Source organism: Colwellia sp. Arc7-D (genome assembly GCF_003061515.1).
Taxonomy (GTDB): domain Bacteria; phylum Pseudomonadota; class Gammaproteobacteria; order Enterobacterales; family Alteromonadaceae; genus Cognaticolwellia.
The window spans coordinates 3,692,870-3,712,974 of record NZ_CP028924.1 but is presented as its reverse complement, the minus strand read 5'-3'; the positions used below and the strand labels follow the sequence as shown (position 1 = coordinate 3,712,974).

At 37.5% G+C, this 20,105-nt stretch carries 17 protein-coding genes; 9 read left to right on the top strand and 8 right to left on the bottom strand.

Features of this window, described 5'->3' with window-relative positions; all coding sequences use genetic code 11:
- Positions 1-63 precede the first annotated feature (63 nt).
- The gene (locus tag DBO93_RS16015) at positions 64-765 is read right to left on the bottom strand and encodes a transporter substrate-binding domain-containing protein (RefSeq protein ID WP_162533808.1); all 702 of its coding nucleotides are present in this window, start codon (positions 763-765) and stop codon (positions 64-66) included.
- A 388-nt stretch (positions 766-1,153) separates the two neighbouring features.
- Here DBO93_RS16015 and DBO93_RS16010 point away from each other — a divergent pair, with 388 nt between their 5' ends.
- Complete coding sequence (locus DBO93_RS16010; protein ID WP_108457236.1) at positions 1,154-1,534, top strand: YacL family protein; 381 nt, start codon at positions 1,154-1,156, stop codon at positions 1,532-1,534.
- Between the two features lie 46 nt (positions 1,535-1,580).
- Here the strand turns inward: DBO93_RS16010 and DBO93_RS16005 are convergent, their stop codons facing one another.
- From DBO93_RS16005 to rapA, 3 genes are all read right to left on the bottom strand, one after another.
- The gene (locus tag DBO93_RS16005; protein ID WP_108457235.1) at positions 1,581-2,579 is read right to left on the bottom strand and encodes a DUF3530 family protein; all 999 of its coding nucleotides are present in this window, start codon (positions 2,577-2,579) and stop codon (positions 1,581-1,583) included.
- 115 nt (positions 2,580-2,694) lie between these two features.
- Positions 2,695-3,378 (bottom strand): pseudouridine synthase, encoded by a 684-nt coding sequence (locus DBO93_RS16000; RefSeq protein WP_108457234.1) that lies wholly within the window; start codon positions 3,376-3,378, stop codon positions 2,695-2,697.
- Between the two features lie 80 nt (positions 3,379-3,458).
- Positions 3,459-6,371 carry an RNA polymerase-associated protein RapA gene (gene rapA, locus DBO93_RS15995; protein WP_108457233.1) on the bottom strand — a complete coding sequence of 971 codons (2,913 nt, stop codon included), beginning with the start codon at positions 6,369-6,371 and terminating at the stop codon, positions 3,459-3,461.
- A gap of 409 nt (positions 6,372-6,780) precedes the next feature.
- Between rapA and DBO93_RS15990 the strand changes: the two genes are divergently transcribed.
- Both DBO93_RS15990 and DBO93_RS15985 read left to right on the top strand, forming a co-directional pair.
- Complete coding sequence (locus tag DBO93_RS15990) at positions 6,781-8,160, top strand: PhoH family protein (protein WP_108457232.1); 1,380 nt, start codon at positions 6,781-6,783, stop codon at positions 8,158-8,160.
- Positions 8,161-8,367: 207 nt separating this feature from the next.
- Complete coding sequence (locus tag DBO93_RS15985) at positions 8,368-11,679, top strand: response regulator (protein WP_162533807.1); 3,312 nt, start codon at positions 8,368-8,370, stop codon at positions 11,677-11,679.
- Positions 11,680-11,689: 10 nt separating this feature from the next.
- Here DBO93_RS15985 and DBO93_RS15980 read toward each other — a convergent pair whose 3' ends face one another.
- On the bottom strand, positions 11,690-12,634 hold the full coding sequence (locus DBO93_RS15980) for a hypothetical protein (protein WP_108457230.1): 945 nt from the start codon (positions 12,632-12,634) through the stop codon (positions 11,690-11,692).
- Between the two features lie 152 nt (positions 12,635-12,786).
- Here DBO93_RS15980 and DBO93_RS15975 point away from each other — a divergent pair, with 152 nt between their 5' ends.
- The 6 genes from DBO93_RS15975 to DBO93_RS18720 all read left to right on the top strand — a co-directional run bounded on the left by DBO93_RS15975 (position 12,787) and on the right by DBO93_RS18720 (position 18,551).
- Entirely contained in the window at positions 12,787-14,565 is a 1,779-nt protein-coding gene (locus tag DBO93_RS15975) for an acyl-CoA dehydrogenase C-terminal domain-containing protein (RefSeq protein WP_108457229.1), read from the top strand.
- A gap of 394 nt (positions 14,566-14,959) precedes the next feature.
- On the top strand, positions 14,960-16,264 hold the full coding sequence (locus DBO93_RS15970; RefSeq protein WP_108457228.1) for an alpha/beta hydrolase: 1,305 nt from the start codon (positions 14,960-14,962) through the stop codon (positions 16,262-16,264).
- Positions 16,264-17,019 carry a VacJ family lipoprotein gene (locus tag DBO93_RS15965; RefSeq protein WP_204100630.1) on the top strand — a complete coding sequence of 252 codons (756 nt, stop codon included), beginning with the start codon at positions 16,264-16,266 and terminating at the stop codon, positions 17,017-17,019. Before DBO93_RS15970 ends, DBO93_RS15965 begins: the two co-directional genes overlap by 1 nt.
- A gap of 152 nt (positions 17,020-17,171) precedes the next feature.
- The gene (locus DBO93_RS15960) at positions 17,172-17,945 is read left to right on the top strand and encodes a 1-acylglycerol-3-phosphate O-acyltransferase (RefSeq protein ID WP_108457227.1); all 774 of its coding nucleotides are present in this window, start codon (positions 17,172-17,174) and stop codon (positions 17,943-17,945) included.
- Positions 17,945-18,295 carry a ribonuclease E inhibitor RraB gene (gene rraB / locus DBO93_RS15955; protein WP_108457226.1) on the top strand — a complete coding sequence of 117 codons (351 nt, stop codon included), beginning with the start codon at positions 17,945-17,947 and terminating at the stop codon, positions 18,293-18,295. The genes DBO93_RS15960 and rraB overlap by 1 nt, the downstream gene beginning before the upstream one ends.
- A gap of 97 nt (positions 18,296-18,392) precedes the next feature.
- On the top strand, positions 18,393-18,551 hold the full coding sequence (locus DBO93_RS18720) for a hypothetical protein (RefSeq protein WP_162533806.1): 159 nt from the start codon (positions 18,393-18,395) through the stop codon (positions 18,549-18,551).
- 81 nt (positions 18,552-18,632) lie between these two features.
- On the opposite strand, the gene ccmE is transcribed toward DBO93_RS18720, so the two are convergent.
- From ccmE to DBO93_RS15940, 3 genes are read right to left on the bottom strand one after another with little or no spacing between them, the layout of a single operon-like run.
- The gene (ccmE, locus tag DBO93_RS15950; RefSeq protein WP_108457225.1) at positions 18,633-19,118 is read right to left on the bottom strand and encodes a cytochrome c maturation protein CcmE; all 486 of its coding nucleotides are present in this window, start codon (positions 19,116-19,118) and stop codon (positions 18,633-18,635) included.
- Positions 19,115-19,360, bottom strand: a complete 246-nt coding sequence (ccmD, locus tag DBO93_RS15945) for a heme exporter protein CcmD (protein ID WP_108457224.1) — start codon at positions 19,358-19,360, stop codon at positions 19,115-19,117. Before ccmD ends, ccmE begins: the two co-directional genes overlap by 4 nt.
- On the bottom strand, positions 19,350-20,105 hold the full coding sequence (locus tag DBO93_RS15940) for a heme ABC transporter permease (protein WP_108457890.1): 756 nt from the start codon (positions 20,103-20,105) through the stop codon (positions 19,350-19,352). Before DBO93_RS15940 ends, ccmD begins: the two co-directional genes overlap by 11 nt.

The window sequence follows — 20,105 nt, the reverse complement described above, 5'->3', positions numbered from 1 at the left end:
ATGTCGGCTAGAGTAGGTAATTTATAGACGATAAATCACTTCGTAAGTTCAATTGAATTCAACCTAGTTTCTTACCTTGTTAAGAATAGTTTGAATTTCGCCGTTGTCTGATATTGCCTTTAACGCTTTTGATAAGTGTGCAATTTCATTTCTTAATGGCGATCTTTTAGATACCACGATGTAAGAGCCAACCGTTTCATCATAAGAAAATTTTGCTAACTTAATCTTGGTTTTATAAATTTTTTGATCAACCCAAGGGGTAATAGTTTCTTCCCGCTCCAGAAAAGTATCAATACGCCCTTTTAAAAGCATATCAACGAGTTGCTGATAATTAGTTAACGGGATTTTAGTCAGCTGTGTATCATGATCAAATTTATCAAAATACGAAGCGCCTCTTAAAACCCCAACTTTCAAGGGTTGCAGGTCTTGATAGCGATTCAATTCAATTTTACTTTCTGCGCGAATATAAAACTGTAGCGGTAAGTGCTGAATTTTTATCGGAGGCTCAAGGTAGTTAAGAAATTGCTCTCTTATTTCGGTTTTTCTGATCGCAATCATCATATCAGCTTGGCCGTTTTGTAAAAAAGCAAAGCAGCGGGCTGGCGGGCAATAGATAAACCTGACTTCTCGTGATAATTTTTCTGCTAATGCATTGGCAATATCGATGTTTTCGCCGACAAATTTACCGTCTACAATGTTAGAAAATGGCGGTTCAATATACATCGCCACGGTGATTGTTGGTAAAGGTTGTGAAACAACTTTCATCGACATAAACAAAAAGAACACGTAACAAATTAGAGTGACATAAATTTTGAATCGTCTTCGTTGATTTAAACGTAAGTATGCTGATAGAAAACTCATGCCATTATTTGTGATAAACCATCTCCTTATTACATCAACTAAAGTTATTCTAGTAATTAAGCTTCGTAATCTAGTGTTAAAAACTCGGGGTTTGCTACAATTAGATTGTGATAATTATTATAACAATGTCCTTGTTAGTATTAGAAGATTTTCTTTAAAATAATGGTGACGAATCTAACGTTATCTAAATAAATATCAACTAGGTTAAATCATTTTTATACGAAACTAGGTTATATAATTTAGTAACGGCTAAATAGGTTTTCTCGCTAAAGGTTTTCAGAACGAGGTATATATGGAATATCAATTTATAGATGATCCCTTAACGGGTAGTGCTATCGCTAAGTTTTCGCTCGACCATGAAGTCATTGGTCCATGGTTAGAAGTTGAAGTAGGCACAGATACAGATAAGCTTTCGGAACTATTGTCTGCGATCGCAGATATTGAAGCAGAAAAACAGTTAGAAATTACGATTACAGGTAACGAGTATACGGTTATTTTTAATCGAGGTGATGTAACCGTTCAAACCAATGCGAGTATGGACGGTTTAGAAGTATTACCAGACTCACTTATTGAAGAAGGTATTGATTTTGATTTACAAGACTCCTCTTCTTGTGGGCGCGAAGACTTTCGAGAATTATTACTGTCTTGGGCAAAATTTGTCAGCAAAAAATAGCATGACAATAATCATGCTGTTTTTAAGAGATGTTTCACTTGAGAACTTACCAACCCATTGAGTTAAGCCAGCTTATAATTTCTTTGGTTAAGCTATTTTTAGGATAGTAACCTGTGACTTGATTACTTAATTGTTTTTGTCGAAAATATATTTTCAGTTCTCTTTTCGCTGACGCTTTTCTTAATATAGCGTTGGCTTGTACTAAATGATGATCGCGCTGTAAATATAAATCAAGAATTGGATAGTCTGTAACAGCCAGTTGTTGAGCTATTTTTTCGCTCGCTGGTTGTGTCGGCATATAGCTGCTAAGCATAATAAACGCAGCGGGTGCGCCTACTAAGCCTTGTTGGTAAATATCGAGCAATACCGCACTATTATTACCCTCAGCTATTACAATAATTCCACCAGGAAAACGCTTGGCTTGTTCAATAGTCGCTTGCATGACCTCAGCAAATTTTTTGCCATAGTTTTCAAGTATTTCAATATTTTCTTTATTTCGCTCTTCTGCTGTTAATGCCTGTGAAGGGTAGCCTTCAGGCTTATTTGGTGGGTGTAACGTTATTGTTGTCCAACCCTGATCAGGCATATTTTTACGCAGCTGATTAAGTGCATAAGGGGTTGTTATACTTTGCTGCCAATCCGGAATTAACACCATAACGCCTTTATTTACGGGTGTGGTGTGTTGATTGATTATCGTTAGATATTTGTCTGTTCCAACCATTATCGGGATGATTTTCTCTTGCGTTAAATAATGCTTAATATCTTGCTGTTGTTGGTCAAATGCATTTACGGGCAGATTAATAATGACATCATGTTGATGGTCGTCTTCTGTTGCTTCGTCTTGTGTCGCCTCAGTGTTAGTTGCTGCCACCTCAGGTTTAATCTCTTCAGCTTTTTCAGGATCCCCTTTGCCATTGGGCTGAGTATCTTCTGTTTGTTGTGCTTCCTGGTATGGCAAAAATGGAGATGAGTAAACGTTATTTATAACTAAAGTCGATACAGCTAATAATATGAAAAAAACTATAGGCTTTGTATTCAAATGCATAAAAAGTTTTCCTCTGACCGTTGATTAATTAACACTATAGACTTACTAAAGGTGATGTAAATATATTATCGACGTTATTGATGTTTTCTTTAATTAACCCTAGTAATTCATCGTATTAATCAAATGGGCAAGCTTTTGTAAAGGCCAAGGTTTTCTCAGTAACGGGGTGTGCTATTTGTAGAATTTTGGCGTGTAACTGCAAACGATTACTACAATTTAATGCTTGTTCGTGAGCATACAGTCGGTCACCAATAATGGGGTGACCAATAAATAACATGTGCACCCGTAGTTGATGAGAACGACCCGTTATAGGAGTTAGCTCAAGCAGGGTTGTTATTTGGTTGTCTTTGTTCTCACGATAACTTAAAACTTTATAATGAGTTAATGCCGCTTTACCTTGTTCATGATCTACCTTTTGTTTTGGTCTATTTGGCCAGTCACAAATCAAGGGTTGATCAACAGAGCCCTGTGCGTTTTCAACTTTACCAAATACTCTAGCTATGTAGCTTTTTTGCGTTAATCTTTTTTCAAATTGACGACTTATCGCGACATGAGCAGGCTTATTTAATGCCATTAAAATAATGCCTGAAGTTGCCATATCTAAACGATGCACAACTGTTGCTGTTGGCAGCACTTTTAGCACTCTATTTTGCAAGCAGTCTTGGTGCTCAGGTAATCGACCTGGCACAGTGAGTAATCCGCTGGGTTTATTAAGCACAACAATATCGTTATCTTGATAAATAATATCAAGATATGGGCTCATTGGTGGTTGGTAAATAAAGTCAGGGTTAGCACCCATCTTAAGATATTCCTTTTGAATTTTCGTTAGAAAAAAGGCTACACAAAGGGTGTAGCCTTTTTGTCATTTATGGCGGAAATTTAGTTACTAACAACAATGAGGCGAACCGCTTCAAATTGAATTTTTGCTTTTTCAATATATTCAGCTAACGCATTTTTTTGCATCAAAATAAAATCAATTTCTTGCTGACGCACGCTAGGGTTTATTGCTTTTAGCGCGGTTAGACGCTGATGCTCTTCATCCATGGCTACTTGCATTCCAGTAAGCGCTTTTGCTTGTATTGATGTTGTTTGTTGCTCGGCATGCGCTTCTGCTTTAGCCACCAAGGGGGCTATTTGGCTTCTTAATGCTTTAACTAATTGCAGCGCTACTTGTTTCTTCACGGGTGATAATTGTTGATCTAATACGGCTTCACTCACTTTATCGGCAAGGTTGTTACCATTTTTATCAACTAATATGCGAATAGGTGTTGTTGGTAAATATCGGCCTAATTGCAAGTTACTCGGTGCAATAGCTTCTAAGGTAAAAATACACTCTAAGAAAAATGTACCTGCAGGTAGTGCAGGGTTCTTTAATAAGCCAATACTCGAATTGCCGGTTTCATCAGATAGCACAAGGTCCATTGCCCCGCGAACCATAGGGTGATCCCAAGTTATAAGCTGGTAATTTTCCACTGCTAATGCAGTATGACGGTTAAAGGTTATGGTTGTACCGTCTTCAGGTAAGCATGGGAAGTTGGCGCACAACATATGCTCAGAAGGTTGCAAGGCAATGGCATTATCAGCTTTATCATCTTGTTGAATACCAAAAACATCCAATAACTGAAACATAAATTGGGGCAAATGAATTTGTTGATCTAACTGCTCAATTTTTTCAACTAAGGCATGCGCTTTACCTTGGCCAGATGAATGCAATTCAAGCAGTTTATCTCGGCCTGATTCAAGATCTTGTTTGATGGTTAAGTGTTTCTGATGGCTTTGCTGGATTAAGGTGTGTGCTTCGTTAGAATCCCAACTGGCGCTAAGTGCTAAGTCAAATAAAGTGTCACCAAAAGCGTTAAAAACGGCATGGCCAGTGATACAGGTATGTTCGAATGCATTTAAAGACTGTTTATACCATTTAAACAGTAAACTCTGAGCCGAGTCTTCAAAATAAGGCACGTGAATTCGAATAGTTTCTGTTTGGCCTATACGGTCTAATCGACCAATACGCTGTTCTAGTAAATCAGGGTTACGCGGTAAATCAAATAATACTAAGTGGTGGGCAAATTGGAAGTTTCGTCCTTCACTACCAATTTCTGAACACAATAGTACTTGAGCACTATCTTCATCTTGGGCAAAGTAAGCCGCAGCACGGTCACGTTCAAAAATGCTCAAACCTTCATGAAATACTGCAGCTCGCATACCTTCTTTAACACGCAGTGCGGTTTCTAAATCGATAGCGGTTTGCGCATTGGCACAAATAACTAAAACTTTTTCTTTTTTTAACGATTGTAGCAACTCAATTAAATATTCGACACGTGGGTCAATATCATACCAATCTTCATGGCTGTCTAAGCTGAATAATGTTTCAGGTGTAAAAATAAGTTTTGCTTGTGCTTGTGACTTTAAGTCTTCAGCGGTACCTGATAGTAATAATTCATTAATAGCATCTTGATAAGCATCAGGCATTGCCAGCGGCGCTGGATGTAATTCACGACCAGGAAAACCTTTAATGGTGTTGCGACTATTGCGGAACAAGATACGACCCGTACCGTGACGGTCTAAAAGTTGGTCGAGAATATGCTGTCGAGCATTTTTTTGCTCTGTAATATCCGCGTGATTTATCGCTGCAATATGGGCACTAACGTCTGCTTCATGTAACAGTGTGGTTAACGTTGTTATTTGTTCGCTAGCTAATGGCTCATCAGTGATTAAGGTATTTGCGGCATCGGCAACTTCAGTATAATGCTGTTCTTCTTCAGTAAACTTTTGATAATCGAAAAAACGATCTGGGTCAAGTAAACGCAAACGCGCAAAGTGACCTTCATGGCCTAATTGATCAGGTGTTGCAGTTAATAGCAAAACCCCAGGAATAGTTTGCGCCAATTGCTCAATACATTGATATTCAATGCTGGCATTATCTTGTTGCCAATTTAGATGATGTGCTTCATCGACAACCATTAAGTCCCATTCTTCATCGATCATCGCTTCATACCAGCGAGGATTTTTAGTAATAAAACCAAGGTTAACCAGTACTAATTGCTCTTGGCTAAATGGATTTTCACCTTCGCCGTTATCAGATGTTTCTTCACAGCGGCTTTCGTCAAAAATACTAAATGGCAGATTAAAACGGCGTAACATTTCAACTAACCATTGATGCATCAATGATTCTGGCACAATAATAAGTACACGTTTGGCGCGACCTGTTACCAACTGTTGATGAATAATTAAACCCGCTTCAATGGTTTTACCTAAACCCACTTCATCAGCTAACAAAACGCGAGGAGCAAAGCGACTTCCCACTTCTTCGGCAATGTATAATTGGTGAGGGATTAAGCTAACACGGCCACCACTTAGGCCTGTTAAATCTGATTGTTGTTGGCTAAATTGATGATGTAAACAGTCTTTTCTTAAGCGGAACCAATCAAGGCGATCAATTTGGCCGTTGAGTAGACGATCATGAGGCTTATTAAATTTAATAAAATGGTCAATCATCATTTCTTTGATTGAGCAAGCTTCACCTGTGTCTTGTCGAATGCCAAAATAGGTTAATAAATTATTACTTTCTTCAAAAGACTCTACGGTAAGTGTCCAGCCTTCATGGCTTGGAATATTATCGCCAGCATTAAAAATAACACGTGTTAAAGGTGCATTATCCATGGCATATTGTCTTGCATCCCCTGTTGCCGTAAATACGATAGTAACAAAACGACCCTCAACAGCGGTAACCGTACCTAACCCTTGATCTGACTCACTATCACTAATCCAGCGTTGTCCGGGATAAAATGCCATAAAAAAAAACTCCAACTCAATAACTCGCGTAAAAATTACACGTAAAAAAAAGGCGCTATAATATCGTTAATCATAGATGTGATCATTAAATAAATCAGTAAAAGCGTACTTTTTTTGCTTAAAATTTATAGAATAGAGTTTTGTTTTAATGGCAACAGCATTTTGAGTATGAATAATGTTCATAGCTGGTATTTAATTAATCCAAAAAAGCAGCTTGATTGCAGGTAAATAAACTGTAAAGTAGTTATTGTCTTAAAAGAAAAACTGTTCTTATGCATTGCAGATGCAATAATAAAAGGAACGAATCAATAAATTATTTTGGTTAGATGCGTTATCAACTTTTGTGGTTTCTAGCAGCTGTTTCTAACAAATATTGCTGTGGAACCTTCAACTTAGGTAAGGATTTCATATGACAGCAAATAACATTATTTACGTTTTAGATACCAACATCTTATTACACGAACCCTTCGCTTTTCTCTCCTTCAAAGAACACGATGTTGTAGTTCCAATGACGGTACTAGAAGAATTAGATTCAATTAAAGATCGTAACAAAGATGTGAGCCGAGATGCGCGCGTTGCCATCAGAGCGTTAGAGGATACCTTAGTCAATGCCTCACCCGAACAAGTTCTCGCCGGCGTTAAGTTACCGCAAAATGATGAGCTGCACCCCAGTGGTTGTTTATCTATTTTCAATGATTATGCTTTAGACGAAAGTAAGATTAAGTTGTCGTTTAATGAAAATGATAATCGCATTATAAGTACGGCTATTTATCTACAAGAAAAAAATCTTAATAATAAAGTGGTATTAGTAACAAAAGATATCAACATGCGTTTGAAAGCTAAAGGGGCAGGCCTTGCTTTTGTTGAAGATTACCGCACAGACCAACTCATTGATGATATTCAATTTTTAACCAAAGGCTACCACCAATTTACGGGTGATTTCTGGCAGCATGTAAAAGAATGCGAAAGTGAAACTCAAGGCCGAAATACTACCCACTATATTAAACGCGATTTACTCCCTAATAGTTATATCAATGAATACTTAATTGATGAAGGAGATCATTTTGCCGGAAAAATTACCGGAGGAGATGATGAAAGCCTCGCCATAACTGATTTGAGTCGAGAACGATTAATGGCAAAGCAAGCGTGGGGAATCCATCCAAAAAATATTTATCAAGGTATGGCGATGGATGCTTTACTTGATCCAACCCTTGATTTAGTTATTCTTACTGGCCCTGCAGGGTGCGGTAAAACCTTACTGGCATTGGCCACAGCATTAGAACAAGTTATTGAACGTGGGTTGTACGATAAAATTATTGTCACGCGCAGTACACCTGAAATTGCTGAATCTATTGGCTTTTTACCTGGTACCGAAGAAGAGAAAATGGCACCTTGGTTAGCGGCAATAACCGACTCGCTAGAAGTATTGCACAAGCAAGATGAAAATATGAACGGCAGCCTTAATTACATTATGGAAAAAGGCAATATTCAGTTTAAATCGGTAAATTTTATGCGCGGTCGTAGTATTCAAAATGCATTGGTGTTGTTAGATGAATGTCAAAACCTTACTGCCTCACAACTAAAAACTATTATCACCCGTTGCGGTGAAGGCACTAAACTGGTTTGCTCTGGTAACTTAGCGCAAATTGATAGTAACTATTTAACAGCTGTTACTTCAGGACTTACTTATATAGTTGAGCGTTTTAAAGACTTCCCTGGCAGCAGTAATATCAATTTAAATGGTGTTGTGCGAAGTAGATTAGCGGCCTTTGCGGAAGAAAACCTCTAGTAATTCAATGTTTGGGCCATGTATTATCCGTTTAAGTTAGCATTTGGATTTAGCATGGTTAATTTTTCAATACTATCCTATGTTGCAACTTTGATTTACTATTAAGTGATTAATTTCAAGGTTCATCATTGATACAAATTACTTGGCTAATATTTAGCGATAAATATGTGCTTATTCGTTTTTAATTGGCATTATCAAGGCTTCTCAGTGTTAGCAGAAAACTCAAAAGAGCAAATTTTTCAACGTTATAATAAATCAGTTGTCGTGGTTTTCTCTGGTATTATGCTGCTAACGTTCATTATCACGATTTATAATTATTATATTGCTCGTGAGGAACACCTTGGCGATAAATTAGTTGAGATGAGCAAATACAGTACTCAGCTTAATAATAAACTTACCAGTACGGTTGAAACCCTAAATGGTATTCGAGATTTAGCTCAATATTACCTACGCTTTCCAGAAGAATTACCCAGTAAAGCTCCCTTGCTGAAACAAGAAGGGAAATATTTTTATCAAAATAAAAACCGCCAAAACTTAATGACCAATAACCGTATTATGAGTGGCAACATCACGGGTGTTGGTCGTATTGATGTATTTAATCAATCTTTTATTGATGAGTTGATCATGGCTAACGCATTAACTCCTGCATTTGTTACCGCGCAAGAATCGATTAAAGCAGCGAACTGGTTATATTATATTTCAGTTAGGCGTTTTGTTAACTTATATCCTTGGGTACCTAGAAATATTTGGCAATATAGTGACCAAAGCTTAACTAATGATTTGATGTTAAAAATAAAGGCTTCAAAACTCAAAGATGAAACATTTTGGTCGCAACCCTATGTTGATACTGCTGGCAAAGGTTTAAATGCGGCATTGGGTGTAGGTGTTTATTTAGATAATGAAATGAAAGGGGCGCTGTTGATTGATATTAACACAGCGGGTTTATATCACTATTTACCGCAAGTAACAGAGCAAGGTCATGGTTATATTATTGTAGATAAACATAGCCATGTTTTATTACACAAAAACAATGCGAATTTAACGCTAAATGCCCATACCGCTTTTAGTGATGCTGCCCCCAAGAAATTAAGCGATTTTACCTACCAAACGTTATTAAATATGCCAGAAAGTACTGTTGTCGATAATTGGGTTGTGCAAAGAAAAAAACTCCCTGTTAATGATTGGATTTTGTTGGAATATCAACAGAAAGAAAGTTTCTTTTCAGCCATCAATCAACGTTTTATTACTATTTTTGTTGGGGTGCTTTTAGGTTTTTCTAGCTTATTTATTGTTGTTTATTATTTTACACATCGCTCATTTATTGCCCCATCAAAAAAATTCATCAGTCATATTGAGCATTGCTCTGAAGGTGATCCTGGTAAAATAAAACCTTCTGAAGAGTGGCGTCACTGGTTTAAAATTGTAGAAGATTTATTTGGCGAAAACCGTAGTTTAATGCAGCGTATGAAAGATCAAAATAATGAGTTAGATTTACGCGTAAAAGAAAAAACTCAAGCTTTATATCATAAGAGTGAGCAGCACCAGCGAGATTATGCATTGCTTCGCTCGGTAATGGATGCAATTCCAGATTACATTCTTTTTCATGATCAACAAGACCTACTCATTGGTTGTAATCAGGCTGTTGAAAAATTAGTTTTACAAAAAGAAGCTGATATTATTGGTGGGCAAATGTATGACTTTATTGCCAGTGATATCAGTGAAGAGGTTGCACAGTGTTTAGGAGAAAACCAAACAGGTACTTCTCCAATTTCTCATCACCAAACAGTGTCGAGTGAGCATCATACTTACGAAGTTTATCATGCCCCTTTCTATGGGCAGCATAATGAATTACTTGGTAGTATTGTGCTAATACGTGATGTTAGTCAGCAATTTGAGATCAACCAAGCCTTGCAACGCGCTAAAACCCAAGCGGAAGAAGCAAACCAAATCAAAAGCCAATTCCTAGCAAATATGAGCCATGAAATACGAACGCCGATAAATGCTATTCAAGGTATGTTTTATCTTTTGCAGCAAAGTAGCCTTAACTCCGTTCAAGAGCAGTATTTAGGTAATGCGCAAACTGCTTCAGAAACTTTGCTTTATTTAGTCAACGAATTACTCGATTCAGCCAAAGTTGAATCAGGTAATATGTCAGTACATAAAGAACTGATCGAACTAGAGAACATTGTATCGCAAGCCATTAACCTAAATATTGCCGCTCTTGCAGGTAAAGATTTAAGTTTACATGTTGCGATTGATAGCCAAGTGCCATTACATATTCATACCGACACTATGCGTTTGGTGCAAGTTCTGAGTAATTTACTGAATAATGCGATTAAGTTCACTGAGCAAGGCAAAGTAGTGCTGAGCGTGTCATTATCATCGGTTATTAGTGAACAAACCGACGCTAACAATGTTGCGATTTTATTTCGACTGAAAGATACCGGTATTGGCATAGAAAAATCAAAACATGCAGGACTATTTGAAGCATTTAAACAAGCGGATGAGTCTATGACCCGGGTGTATGGAGGTACTGGGCTCGGTTTATCTATTTGCCAGCATATTACGCATTTGTTGGGCGGTGAAATCTCCATTGACAGTGCCGAAGGTCAAGGTGCTGAATTTACTTTGTCGCTACCTTTAAATGAGTCTAATGTGACCCGTTGTAATAGCGATTATTCTGAACGCTGCTTAACTAAATTTACACCTCAGTTTTCGACAAGTGTTGTTATTAACTTTGGTGTTAATGTACCGGAAAAATTACGCGAAAACTTTGCTGATATTTCACAAAAAATTATCGACGTTTCAGACCTTAATGCGTTAAACGAAAATATGGATGAAGCCGCTAAAATATTGTTTGTTGATAGTAGCCATTATCCGCAAGGTTTTACAAAAGACAACTTAGCAATAATACAGAAAAACGTAGCTGTACTCGCGCTATGCCAACCTACTGCCAGTATTATATCAACAGCATTGCTTGAGCAGTTAACTCGACTTAATATAAATTACCTGCTGCTTGAAATGCCATTGTATCGGCAAGTTATTACGAAATTAGCAAAAGCCCTAGAGCAGCTAACAGCAAGTAAACAGCACATGGTGCAAAGTGCTAAACCAGAAGGTATTAAGTCGATAGTTGATAGCTTGTCAGGACTTAACATTTTGTTAGTGGAAGATAACCTTGTTAATCAGTTAGTCGCGATTAAGTTATTGGAGTCAATGCAGGCTAAAGTGGTTATTGCGCAAAACGGGCAAGAAGCCCTCGACAAACTAGCGCTAGCAACTTTTGATATAGTATTGATGGATATCCAAATGCCTGTGATGGACGGATTAACGGCAACTCAGCATATACGTGCTCAACAGCAATATAGTCAATTACCCATTATTGCCATGACAGCCCACGCACGTGAGGAAGATAAACAGCAATGTTTAGCTGCTGGCATGAACTTACATATTGCTAAACCGATCAGCTTGAATGCACTACGAGAGAGTATTTTATCGCAAGTTCTGCGTTCATCTTAGGATCGGTAATTTAGATAAAAGGCTCTGCATAGTAGCGACCATTTCTAATGGCAAACTCAGAGTCATTTGATATTTCACCAAGCTTCATCATGGCTGGGCCGGTAGGTTCAGCTAATATGTAGTCTTCACCATCAACTGTAATGGTAAGCTCATTTTCCTCGGGTTTTATATTCATGGCGAGTAAAGCATGATTATCTATAAAAACTAACATCATTTTCATCCGTGGCATTAAGGCTCTAAAAATAGCCGTAGTCAGAGTAACTTTGCTGTCGCAGTCACCTTGGTTTTGCCATAGCGTTTGTAAAGGGGGGTTAAATCCTGCACCTGTAGAGGTCACTCTAGATTCTAAGGTTGAATAGGGAATACTTTGCACAAAACCCAGTACGTAATTAGCTACTTCTCTTACGTTTTGATCAGGAAAATTATTCAATATCAGGTCTTTAAGTTTGGTGAAATCAATAACAGATGCTTGAGCAAAACGCACATGATCGGGTTTGATGGCTAAGTTATTATCAAATGAAATAAATTGTGTGTAATAATTTTGTTCTAAATGCTCCAACATGAAGTTTTTTTCAAGTTGCGCTATAGATGAATATGCCTGATCAATGGCGGTTTGGGTTTTCCCTTGAAGTTCAATTTGTAAGTTATCTGCATAACCCAAAAAGTTTACTTTAACCTCAGGTAAAGGAGACTTGATGAGGCTTTGTCTAATTTTTTGATCTACATATTTTTTTGCATGGTCAGCACTATAACTTTTAAAGTTTCTAAACTTGTCAAATATCATGACTTTATCAATAGTAAAGCTCAACGATTGCGTTTGTTGTGCTTGGTCTAGCCACTGATAGTTAAATTCTACAAAGTCATCGGTCGTTACTTTATTGAACTGGAGTTGCTTGGCCCAAGCCTCACCTGAAAAATTCAATATTAAAATAACAACAGCACCTATAAATTTCACCGCAAATCTTCCCTTCAACTTTACCTTTATAGAGCTTACGTTAATTTTTACTGGCAGGCTATTTTCTCGTTTTACTTTACTTTTACTGTGTTTAATATATATTCAAACAAGTGTTTTAATTAATTGTTTAAATTACCTGTTCGGAGAATGTAATGGCTGATTATCAAGTGCCTTTGAAAGATATGAATTTTTTGTTATTTGACGTATTTAATGCTGACAAGTTATGGCAGTCATTACCAACGTTAGCTGAACGGGTTGACCGAGATACCGCTGAAGCTATTTTGCAAGGTTGTGCCAAAATTGCTGAACAAGAAATTGCGCCATTATCACGCAACGGCGACGAAACTGGGGTAACTTTTAATGCCGGGAGCGTAACTACTGCACCAGGTTATAAAGCCGCTTTTAAAACTTATGCAGAAGGCGGGTGGTCATCATTAGGTGGTGACCCTGATTTTGGTGGCATGGGTATGCCTAAAGTTATAACCGCATTTCATGAAGAAATGTTGTGTTCGGCTGATATTTCATTCTCATTGTATCCAGGTTTAACAGCAGGCGCAGGTTTGTCGTTGGCTAAACATGGTAGTGAAGCATTAAAAAATCGCTATTTAACGCGTATGTATGCTGGCGATTGGTCAGCAAGTATGTGTTTAACTGAAGCACATGCGGGTACAGATTTAGGCATGATAAGAACAAAAGCAGTGCCACAAGCCGATGACAGTTACTTAGTATCAGGCACCAAAATATTTATTACGGCAGGCGAACATGATCTCACTGAAAATATTGTTCATTTAGTGTTAGCAAAATTGCCTGATGCACCTGAAGGTCCGCGAGGAATTTCATTATTCTTAGTACCAAAGTTTCATGTGAATGATGATGAAACGATAGGTGAGCAAAACAACGTCAGTTGTGGCTCTATCGAACATAAAATGGGCATTCATGCTTCAGCCACTTGTGTTATGAACTTTGATGGCGCTAAAGGCTATTTAGTGGGTGAGCTCAATAAAGGCTTAGCTTGTATGTTCACTATGATGAATTTTGAACGTATTGGCGTAGGTATTCAAGGTTTAGGCGCGGCTGAACGCTCTTATCAAAATGCTTTAGAATATGCCAAAGATAGAATTCAAGGGCGCTCGTTATCTGGCGTAAAATCTCCAGATGCCCAAGCAGATTCATTACTGGTACATGGCGATGTCCGTCGCATGTTACTAAACATGAAAGCCTTAAATGAAGGTTCTCGTGCCTTGTCTACTTATACGGCAATGCAATTAGATATTGCGACATACGGTACAGGCGAAGCGCAAGCTAAAGCAGACCAATTAGTAGCTTTAATGACACCTATTGCCAAAGCTTTTTTCACCGATCTTGGTTTTGAAAGTACGGTAGCTGGCCAACAAGTTTTTGGTGGTCATGGTTACGTTAGAGAATGGGGACAAGAGCAATTAGTGCGAGATACACGTATTTCACAAATTTATGAAGGCACTAATGGTATTCAAGCCATGGATTTACTAGCGCGAAAAGTTGCGGGTAGTAAAGGTAAGTTAGTATTGGTATTTCTTGAAGAAGTACGCGATTACATTGCACAATGTAACAGCGAAGCTATGCAAGAGTTTACTCAACCTTTAGCGTCTGCCACTGATGAGCTTGCTAATTTAACAGAACACTTGTTAACGGCAGCACAAGCATCTCCAGAAGAGCTTGGTTGTGCCGCTAATGACTATTTACATGTTTTTGGTTACACCGCTATGGCGTATGTTTGGGCTAAAATGGCTGAAGTATCACTTGCTGCAACGGATGACAAAAACTTTCATGAAAGTAAGATCCGCACCGCACGCTACTATTTTTCAAGGTTATTGCCGCGTTGTCAGTCGTTGATCGCATCAGCTAAATCTGGACAAAGTGCTTTGTTTGATATTGATGAATCGCTTTTTTAATTAACTGAAGTTAAATAATTAAATCGTAATTTATACTTGAGCCAATTCATTAATTTGAATTGGCTTTTTTATTGTTTACATTTTTTATTAAGTTTATTTACTGACATAAAGCGATATATTTAAGCCGATATGATTAAAAGAAATAACCCCCTATTGTGAAAATTACTGCGCTAAGATAGATACTTTTCTGTTTTCAAAAGTTAGAATATATAAAAGCTATTAACTTAGTAGCTCAATTCAAATAATGTGCGTTTACGTTCAATAGTGTTGGCGTATGTTATTCAAGTACTCAAAAGCAGAGCTATAATAGTTAAATACAGCACACTAAAACGCTGTATTTTCGAAGTTTTAGAGGATGCTTAAACTTTTAAATACATGGCGAAAAGGAAATTTTGTGCGAATTTTGAGTATTTTATTCATCCTAATATTATCAGGATGTACCAGTAAAGAGGCAAACGAAGTCGTAGAAGAAGTTGCTCTACCTGTTTGTGATTTAACTTATTCCCCTTACCAGGCAACCGTGACAGGTTATTGCCAAGCCCCTGCAGCAGACTTACCTGAATCACTAGACACAATTAATAAACGTATAACGATTAAACCGTTAAATGAAATTTCTGAAATTTTTTGGTTTAACAAGCAAATGAAATACTCACTGGTTAAGCAAGATGACATTGCTCCACTTATTTTTATTATTGCTGGCACAGGGGCAAGTTTTAACAGCGCTAAGATGGTCAGCCTTCAAAAAAGTTTTTTTCAACAGGGTTATCATGTCATTTCAATATCTTCGCCGACGTTTGCTAATTTTATTGTTAACTCGCCTAACACTAAGTACATGCCGGGAGACTTAGCTCATGACGCTGAAAATCTTTATGAGGTAATGAGTTTAGTTTGGGCACAGGTTCAAGCCGAAGATGAAGTGCAAGCATCATCAATTTCGCTTACTGGTTACAGTTTAGGCGGCGCACACTCGGCTTTTTTAGCGTTACTTGATGATGAGAAGCAAGTCTTTAATTTTGAAAAAGTGTTGTTAATTAACCCGCCAGTAAGTTTATATAATTCGGTGAGCATTTTAGACCAATATTTTGATTTGCGTAATAACCGCCATGCGGCTGTGGCAATGTTTGATGAAATATTCTCTCGATTTTCAACTATCTATTCAGCACAACGATCTTCAACGTTTGATCAAGGCTCAATATACGGTTTATTTAAAAATGCAGAGTTAACTGAAGCTGAATTGAAACTGTTAATTGGTGCATCGTTTAGAATGTCTTCCTCAGATATGATATACGCCATTGACGTTAGTTTTAATACCGGTGCAATAACCTATAAAAACCATACTGTAGATAAGCTTGAGAGCATAACTCACTCAATGCAACGCGCCAGTGACATTACCTTTGGAGATTACTTTACTCGGGCTATGTTACCTAGAGCACAACGAGAAAATGCTAATTTAACCAAAGCGGATTTGATCAAACGTTATAGTTTGCGCGAGATTGAGGACTATTTAAAAACATCAGATAAAATTTACTTAGTGACCAACCAAGACGATATTATTTTACAGACTGGAGAAGTGGATTATCTAAAATCGCTTTTTGGAGACAGAGCTAAAATTTTTCCTCGAGGCGGACATTGTGGCAACTTCGAACGACAAAGTTTTGTTGAATACCTTGATACAACCTTTCAGGGAGGAATAAATTAATGCTAGTAAATTCTAATATATGTATTAAGTGTATATCTCTGCTGACTTGTATCATGTTAACCGCATGCTCTTCTGTACCTGAATTGGAAAGTTCAGCGGTTGAACCGATAGTGCCTTTACCTGATTACCATCAAGAACTGGGTGTTTTCAGTGCCTATGACGATCCTTGGGAGGGCTTTAATCGGCGCGTATATTATTTTAATGCTAAAGCTGATGAGTATGTTTTATTACCGATAGTTGATAGCTATAAAAAAATAACACCTGATGTGGTTGAAACAGGGTTGAGTAATTTTTTTAATAATTTAGGTGAAATATCAACCTTCGTTAACTCGGTTTTACAGCTTAAATTTTCAGTAGCTGGTGAAACATTTGGTCGCTTTTTCATTAATTCAACTTTAGGCATGGTCGGTTTACTTGATGTAGCAACCCCCATGGGCTTGGCTGAACAAAACGAAGACTTTGGACAAACATTGGGCTTTTGGGGAGTGGAAGCCGGCCCATATTTAGTTTTACCGCTGTTGGGACCGTCGTCTCTGCGTGATGCCACAGGACTAGCGTTTGATGCTTTAGCTGACCAACAAACTTTAGATGTATTAGGTATGAAATCTGAAGAAGAACTCTACCTTTCGCTCATTAACAGTATCGACGCTAGAGCCCGATTACCTTTTAGATACTATGCTTCAGGGTCAGCGTTTGAATATGAATATTTGAAACTATTATATAAAAAATTTCGAGAAATTCAGGTGGCACGATAAGCCAGCTTAGGGCTGTTACATCAGATAATTAGTGTTAGTTTTTGCATCATGGGTTAATTTTAAATGTTTGAGTCAATAGAATGTATAGTAGTTTTAGCTATTTTATCAATTCAAGGTATAATCACGCCTTATAAATTTTCTAGGAATGTCTTTTGTTAGCTGTTATTCGTGTCATATTGATGACTTTGGCTTTAGTTATCATCTCTCTTTGTTCAATTTTATTTTGTTTGATCCGACCATTTCATCGCGATAATGTTCATCATACGGCTAAATACTTAGGCAAAGTTGCAAAAATATTGGGTTTAGAGGTTGAGGTAAGAATACCTGAATCAGTAAAAAATATTGGCCCTGTTGTGTATATTTGTAACCATCAAAATAGCTATGATATTTTTACCGTTAGTAACGCTGTGCAACCCGGAACAGTGAGTGTTGGTAAAAAAAGTTTAAAATGGATCCCTTTTTTCGGACAAATGTATTGGCTAACGGGTAATATTTTAATTGACCGTAAAAATAAAAATAAAGCCATGAATACTATTGATATGACCGCAAATAAAATTCGTGAAAAAAAGCTATCTGTGTGGCTATTTCCTGAAGGAACGCGCAGTTATGGTCGTGGTTTATTACCCTTTAAAACGGGCGCATTTCGTACTGCAGCAAAAGCTGAAGTGCCTATTATTCCTGTATGTGCGAGCAATACCCATAAAACCATCGATTTGAATCGTTGGGATAACGGTAAAATGATTGTTGAATTTTTACCTCCGGTTTATTTATCGAGCGAAGATAAAGAAAAAATTCGTACTATAACCAATAAAACACGTAACGATATGTTAGTTAAAATAACACAATTAAACGATGAAACTGGTCATGAGTTACCACAAGTTAAAGACAAAAATTCACAAAATAAGCAAAAAAGTGAGACAAAATAATGATCGATGAAGAACTACAAGAATGGAAGTTGCATACTGAAGAACTCATTGCAGCGTTAGTAGAAGACGGAACTAACGAAGAAGTACATCATACGATAGAGCACCACTTTTCTAGTGTTGATTTTGATGTGCTTGAAAAGGCGGCTATTACTGCATTTAAGAGTGGTTTTGAAATTGAAGAGCCAGAAGAAGCTGAGCTTGAAACAGGTGAAAAGGTTTTCGCTTTTGATATCATTACCGAACAAGCTTTAGATTTTGATATTATTTTTGATGAAACCCAAAAAATGTACGAGCTAGCAAAGCAATGTAAAGTTGATTATGACGGTTGGGGCACATACTTCGAAGAGTAAGTATATCGATTAAGGTTAATGAGCAGATTAAGGCTAATGAGTCAGTACCTTCGACCTTTGCTTGAATTAACAGTCATTAAAAATAAAAGGTTATCCGATGGATTGGTTAAATACTTTGTTAAGACCTGAAACATTAGCGTTATTAATTCCGATTGTCGCTATCGTTGGTGCATTCTCAGTAGCAGCGCTTAAAGCACATCATAGACATCAAGAGCGAATCGAAAAAATTAAAAACGGCATTAATCCCGATTCATAAAAAACGCAAAGTGTTAACACTTTGCGTTTTTATTTATTACGGTAACGAATCATTGAAACAATTCAGTAGGCGTAAATGGCACTAATATTTTGGTTTTTCGTGTTTTTTACCCATATCGTCAGCTAGCTCTTTAGGCATGTAGTTCTCATCGTGCTTAGCTAATACCTCACTCGCTTTAATGATACTACCATCGACTAATACACCGTTCGCTACAATTCCTTGGCCCTCACGGAATAAGTCAGGCAATATGCCATCGTAGGTAACCGTAACCGTTGGATCTGCTTCAGAGAAGCTAATAGGCATTCTCATGTCGGTTAGCTTAAAGCTTACATGCAAGCTTTCGCTATCGCGATGGACGCTACCTGGAACAACTAAACCACCAATACGTAATCGTTGACCATTAATGGCTTTTAGACCTGTATCTTCTTTACCATTATATATTTCAGAAGGCTTATAGAATAAATCAATATTTTGACTTAATGCATACAAAACTAGACCTGCCACTAAACCTAAACCTATGATTAATGACGTTACTATGGTTAATCGCTTCTTACGACGGGGATTCATGATGTTACCTCTTGAGTATTAATACTACTGTCTTTGATTTGTGCTTTTTGTTGCTCGGCGGCTTGGCGTAATTTTGCTTCTCGCTTGATGCGTTGCACTATTTGTTGCTTAATTTTTTTATGACTATTCATACTAGAAAAAACTAAAACTGTTAAGGCAAATATACTGACGCCATAAGATAACCAAACATAAAAGCCATATCCGCCCATATCTAGAAAAGCACTGATACTATCAAATTGCATTTGATTTATCCTCTGAAGTCACTAAGTCACGTACCCAAGGTCGCATACTATTACGGTTTAATACCTCGGTACGAAATCGAAGGCATATTAACGTTGTTACTAAAAACGAAAACCCGATAAAACACACTAAAAATGGCCAAAACATATCTGCAGTCATCGATGGTTGGCCTAATTTACTTACCGTAGCGCCTTGATGTAATGTGTTCCACCACTCAACAGAATACTTAATAATAGGTAAGTTAATTACCCCAACTAAAGCCAGAATACCTGCGGCTTTTCCTGCTAAAGCTTTGTCGTCAAAGGCGTTGTGTAAAGCCATAACGCCTAAGTATAAAAATAATAATATCAGTTCTGATGTTAACCTAGCATCCCAAATCCACCAAGTACCCCACATAGGTTTTCCCCATGCTGAACCTGTAACCAACGCGATAAAAGTAAAGGTAGCACCAATGGGCGCCATCGCTGCAGCTGAAGCGTCAGCTAATTTCAATTGCCAAACTAAACTTGATAAAGCCGCAATGGCCATGCCTAGGTATATCCCCATCGATAACATTGCTGCAGGAACATGCAAATAGAAAATTCGAAAGGTATCACCTTGTTGATAATCGGCAGGGGCGAAAAGTAAGGCCCAAGTAATACCTATTGATAAGAAAACAAAAGCTAAACGTGCGCACCAAGGTAGTAATTTACCGGTAAAATGATAGCTAATCTCAGGGTTTGCATAAGGGTGCAGCCATTTCCACAT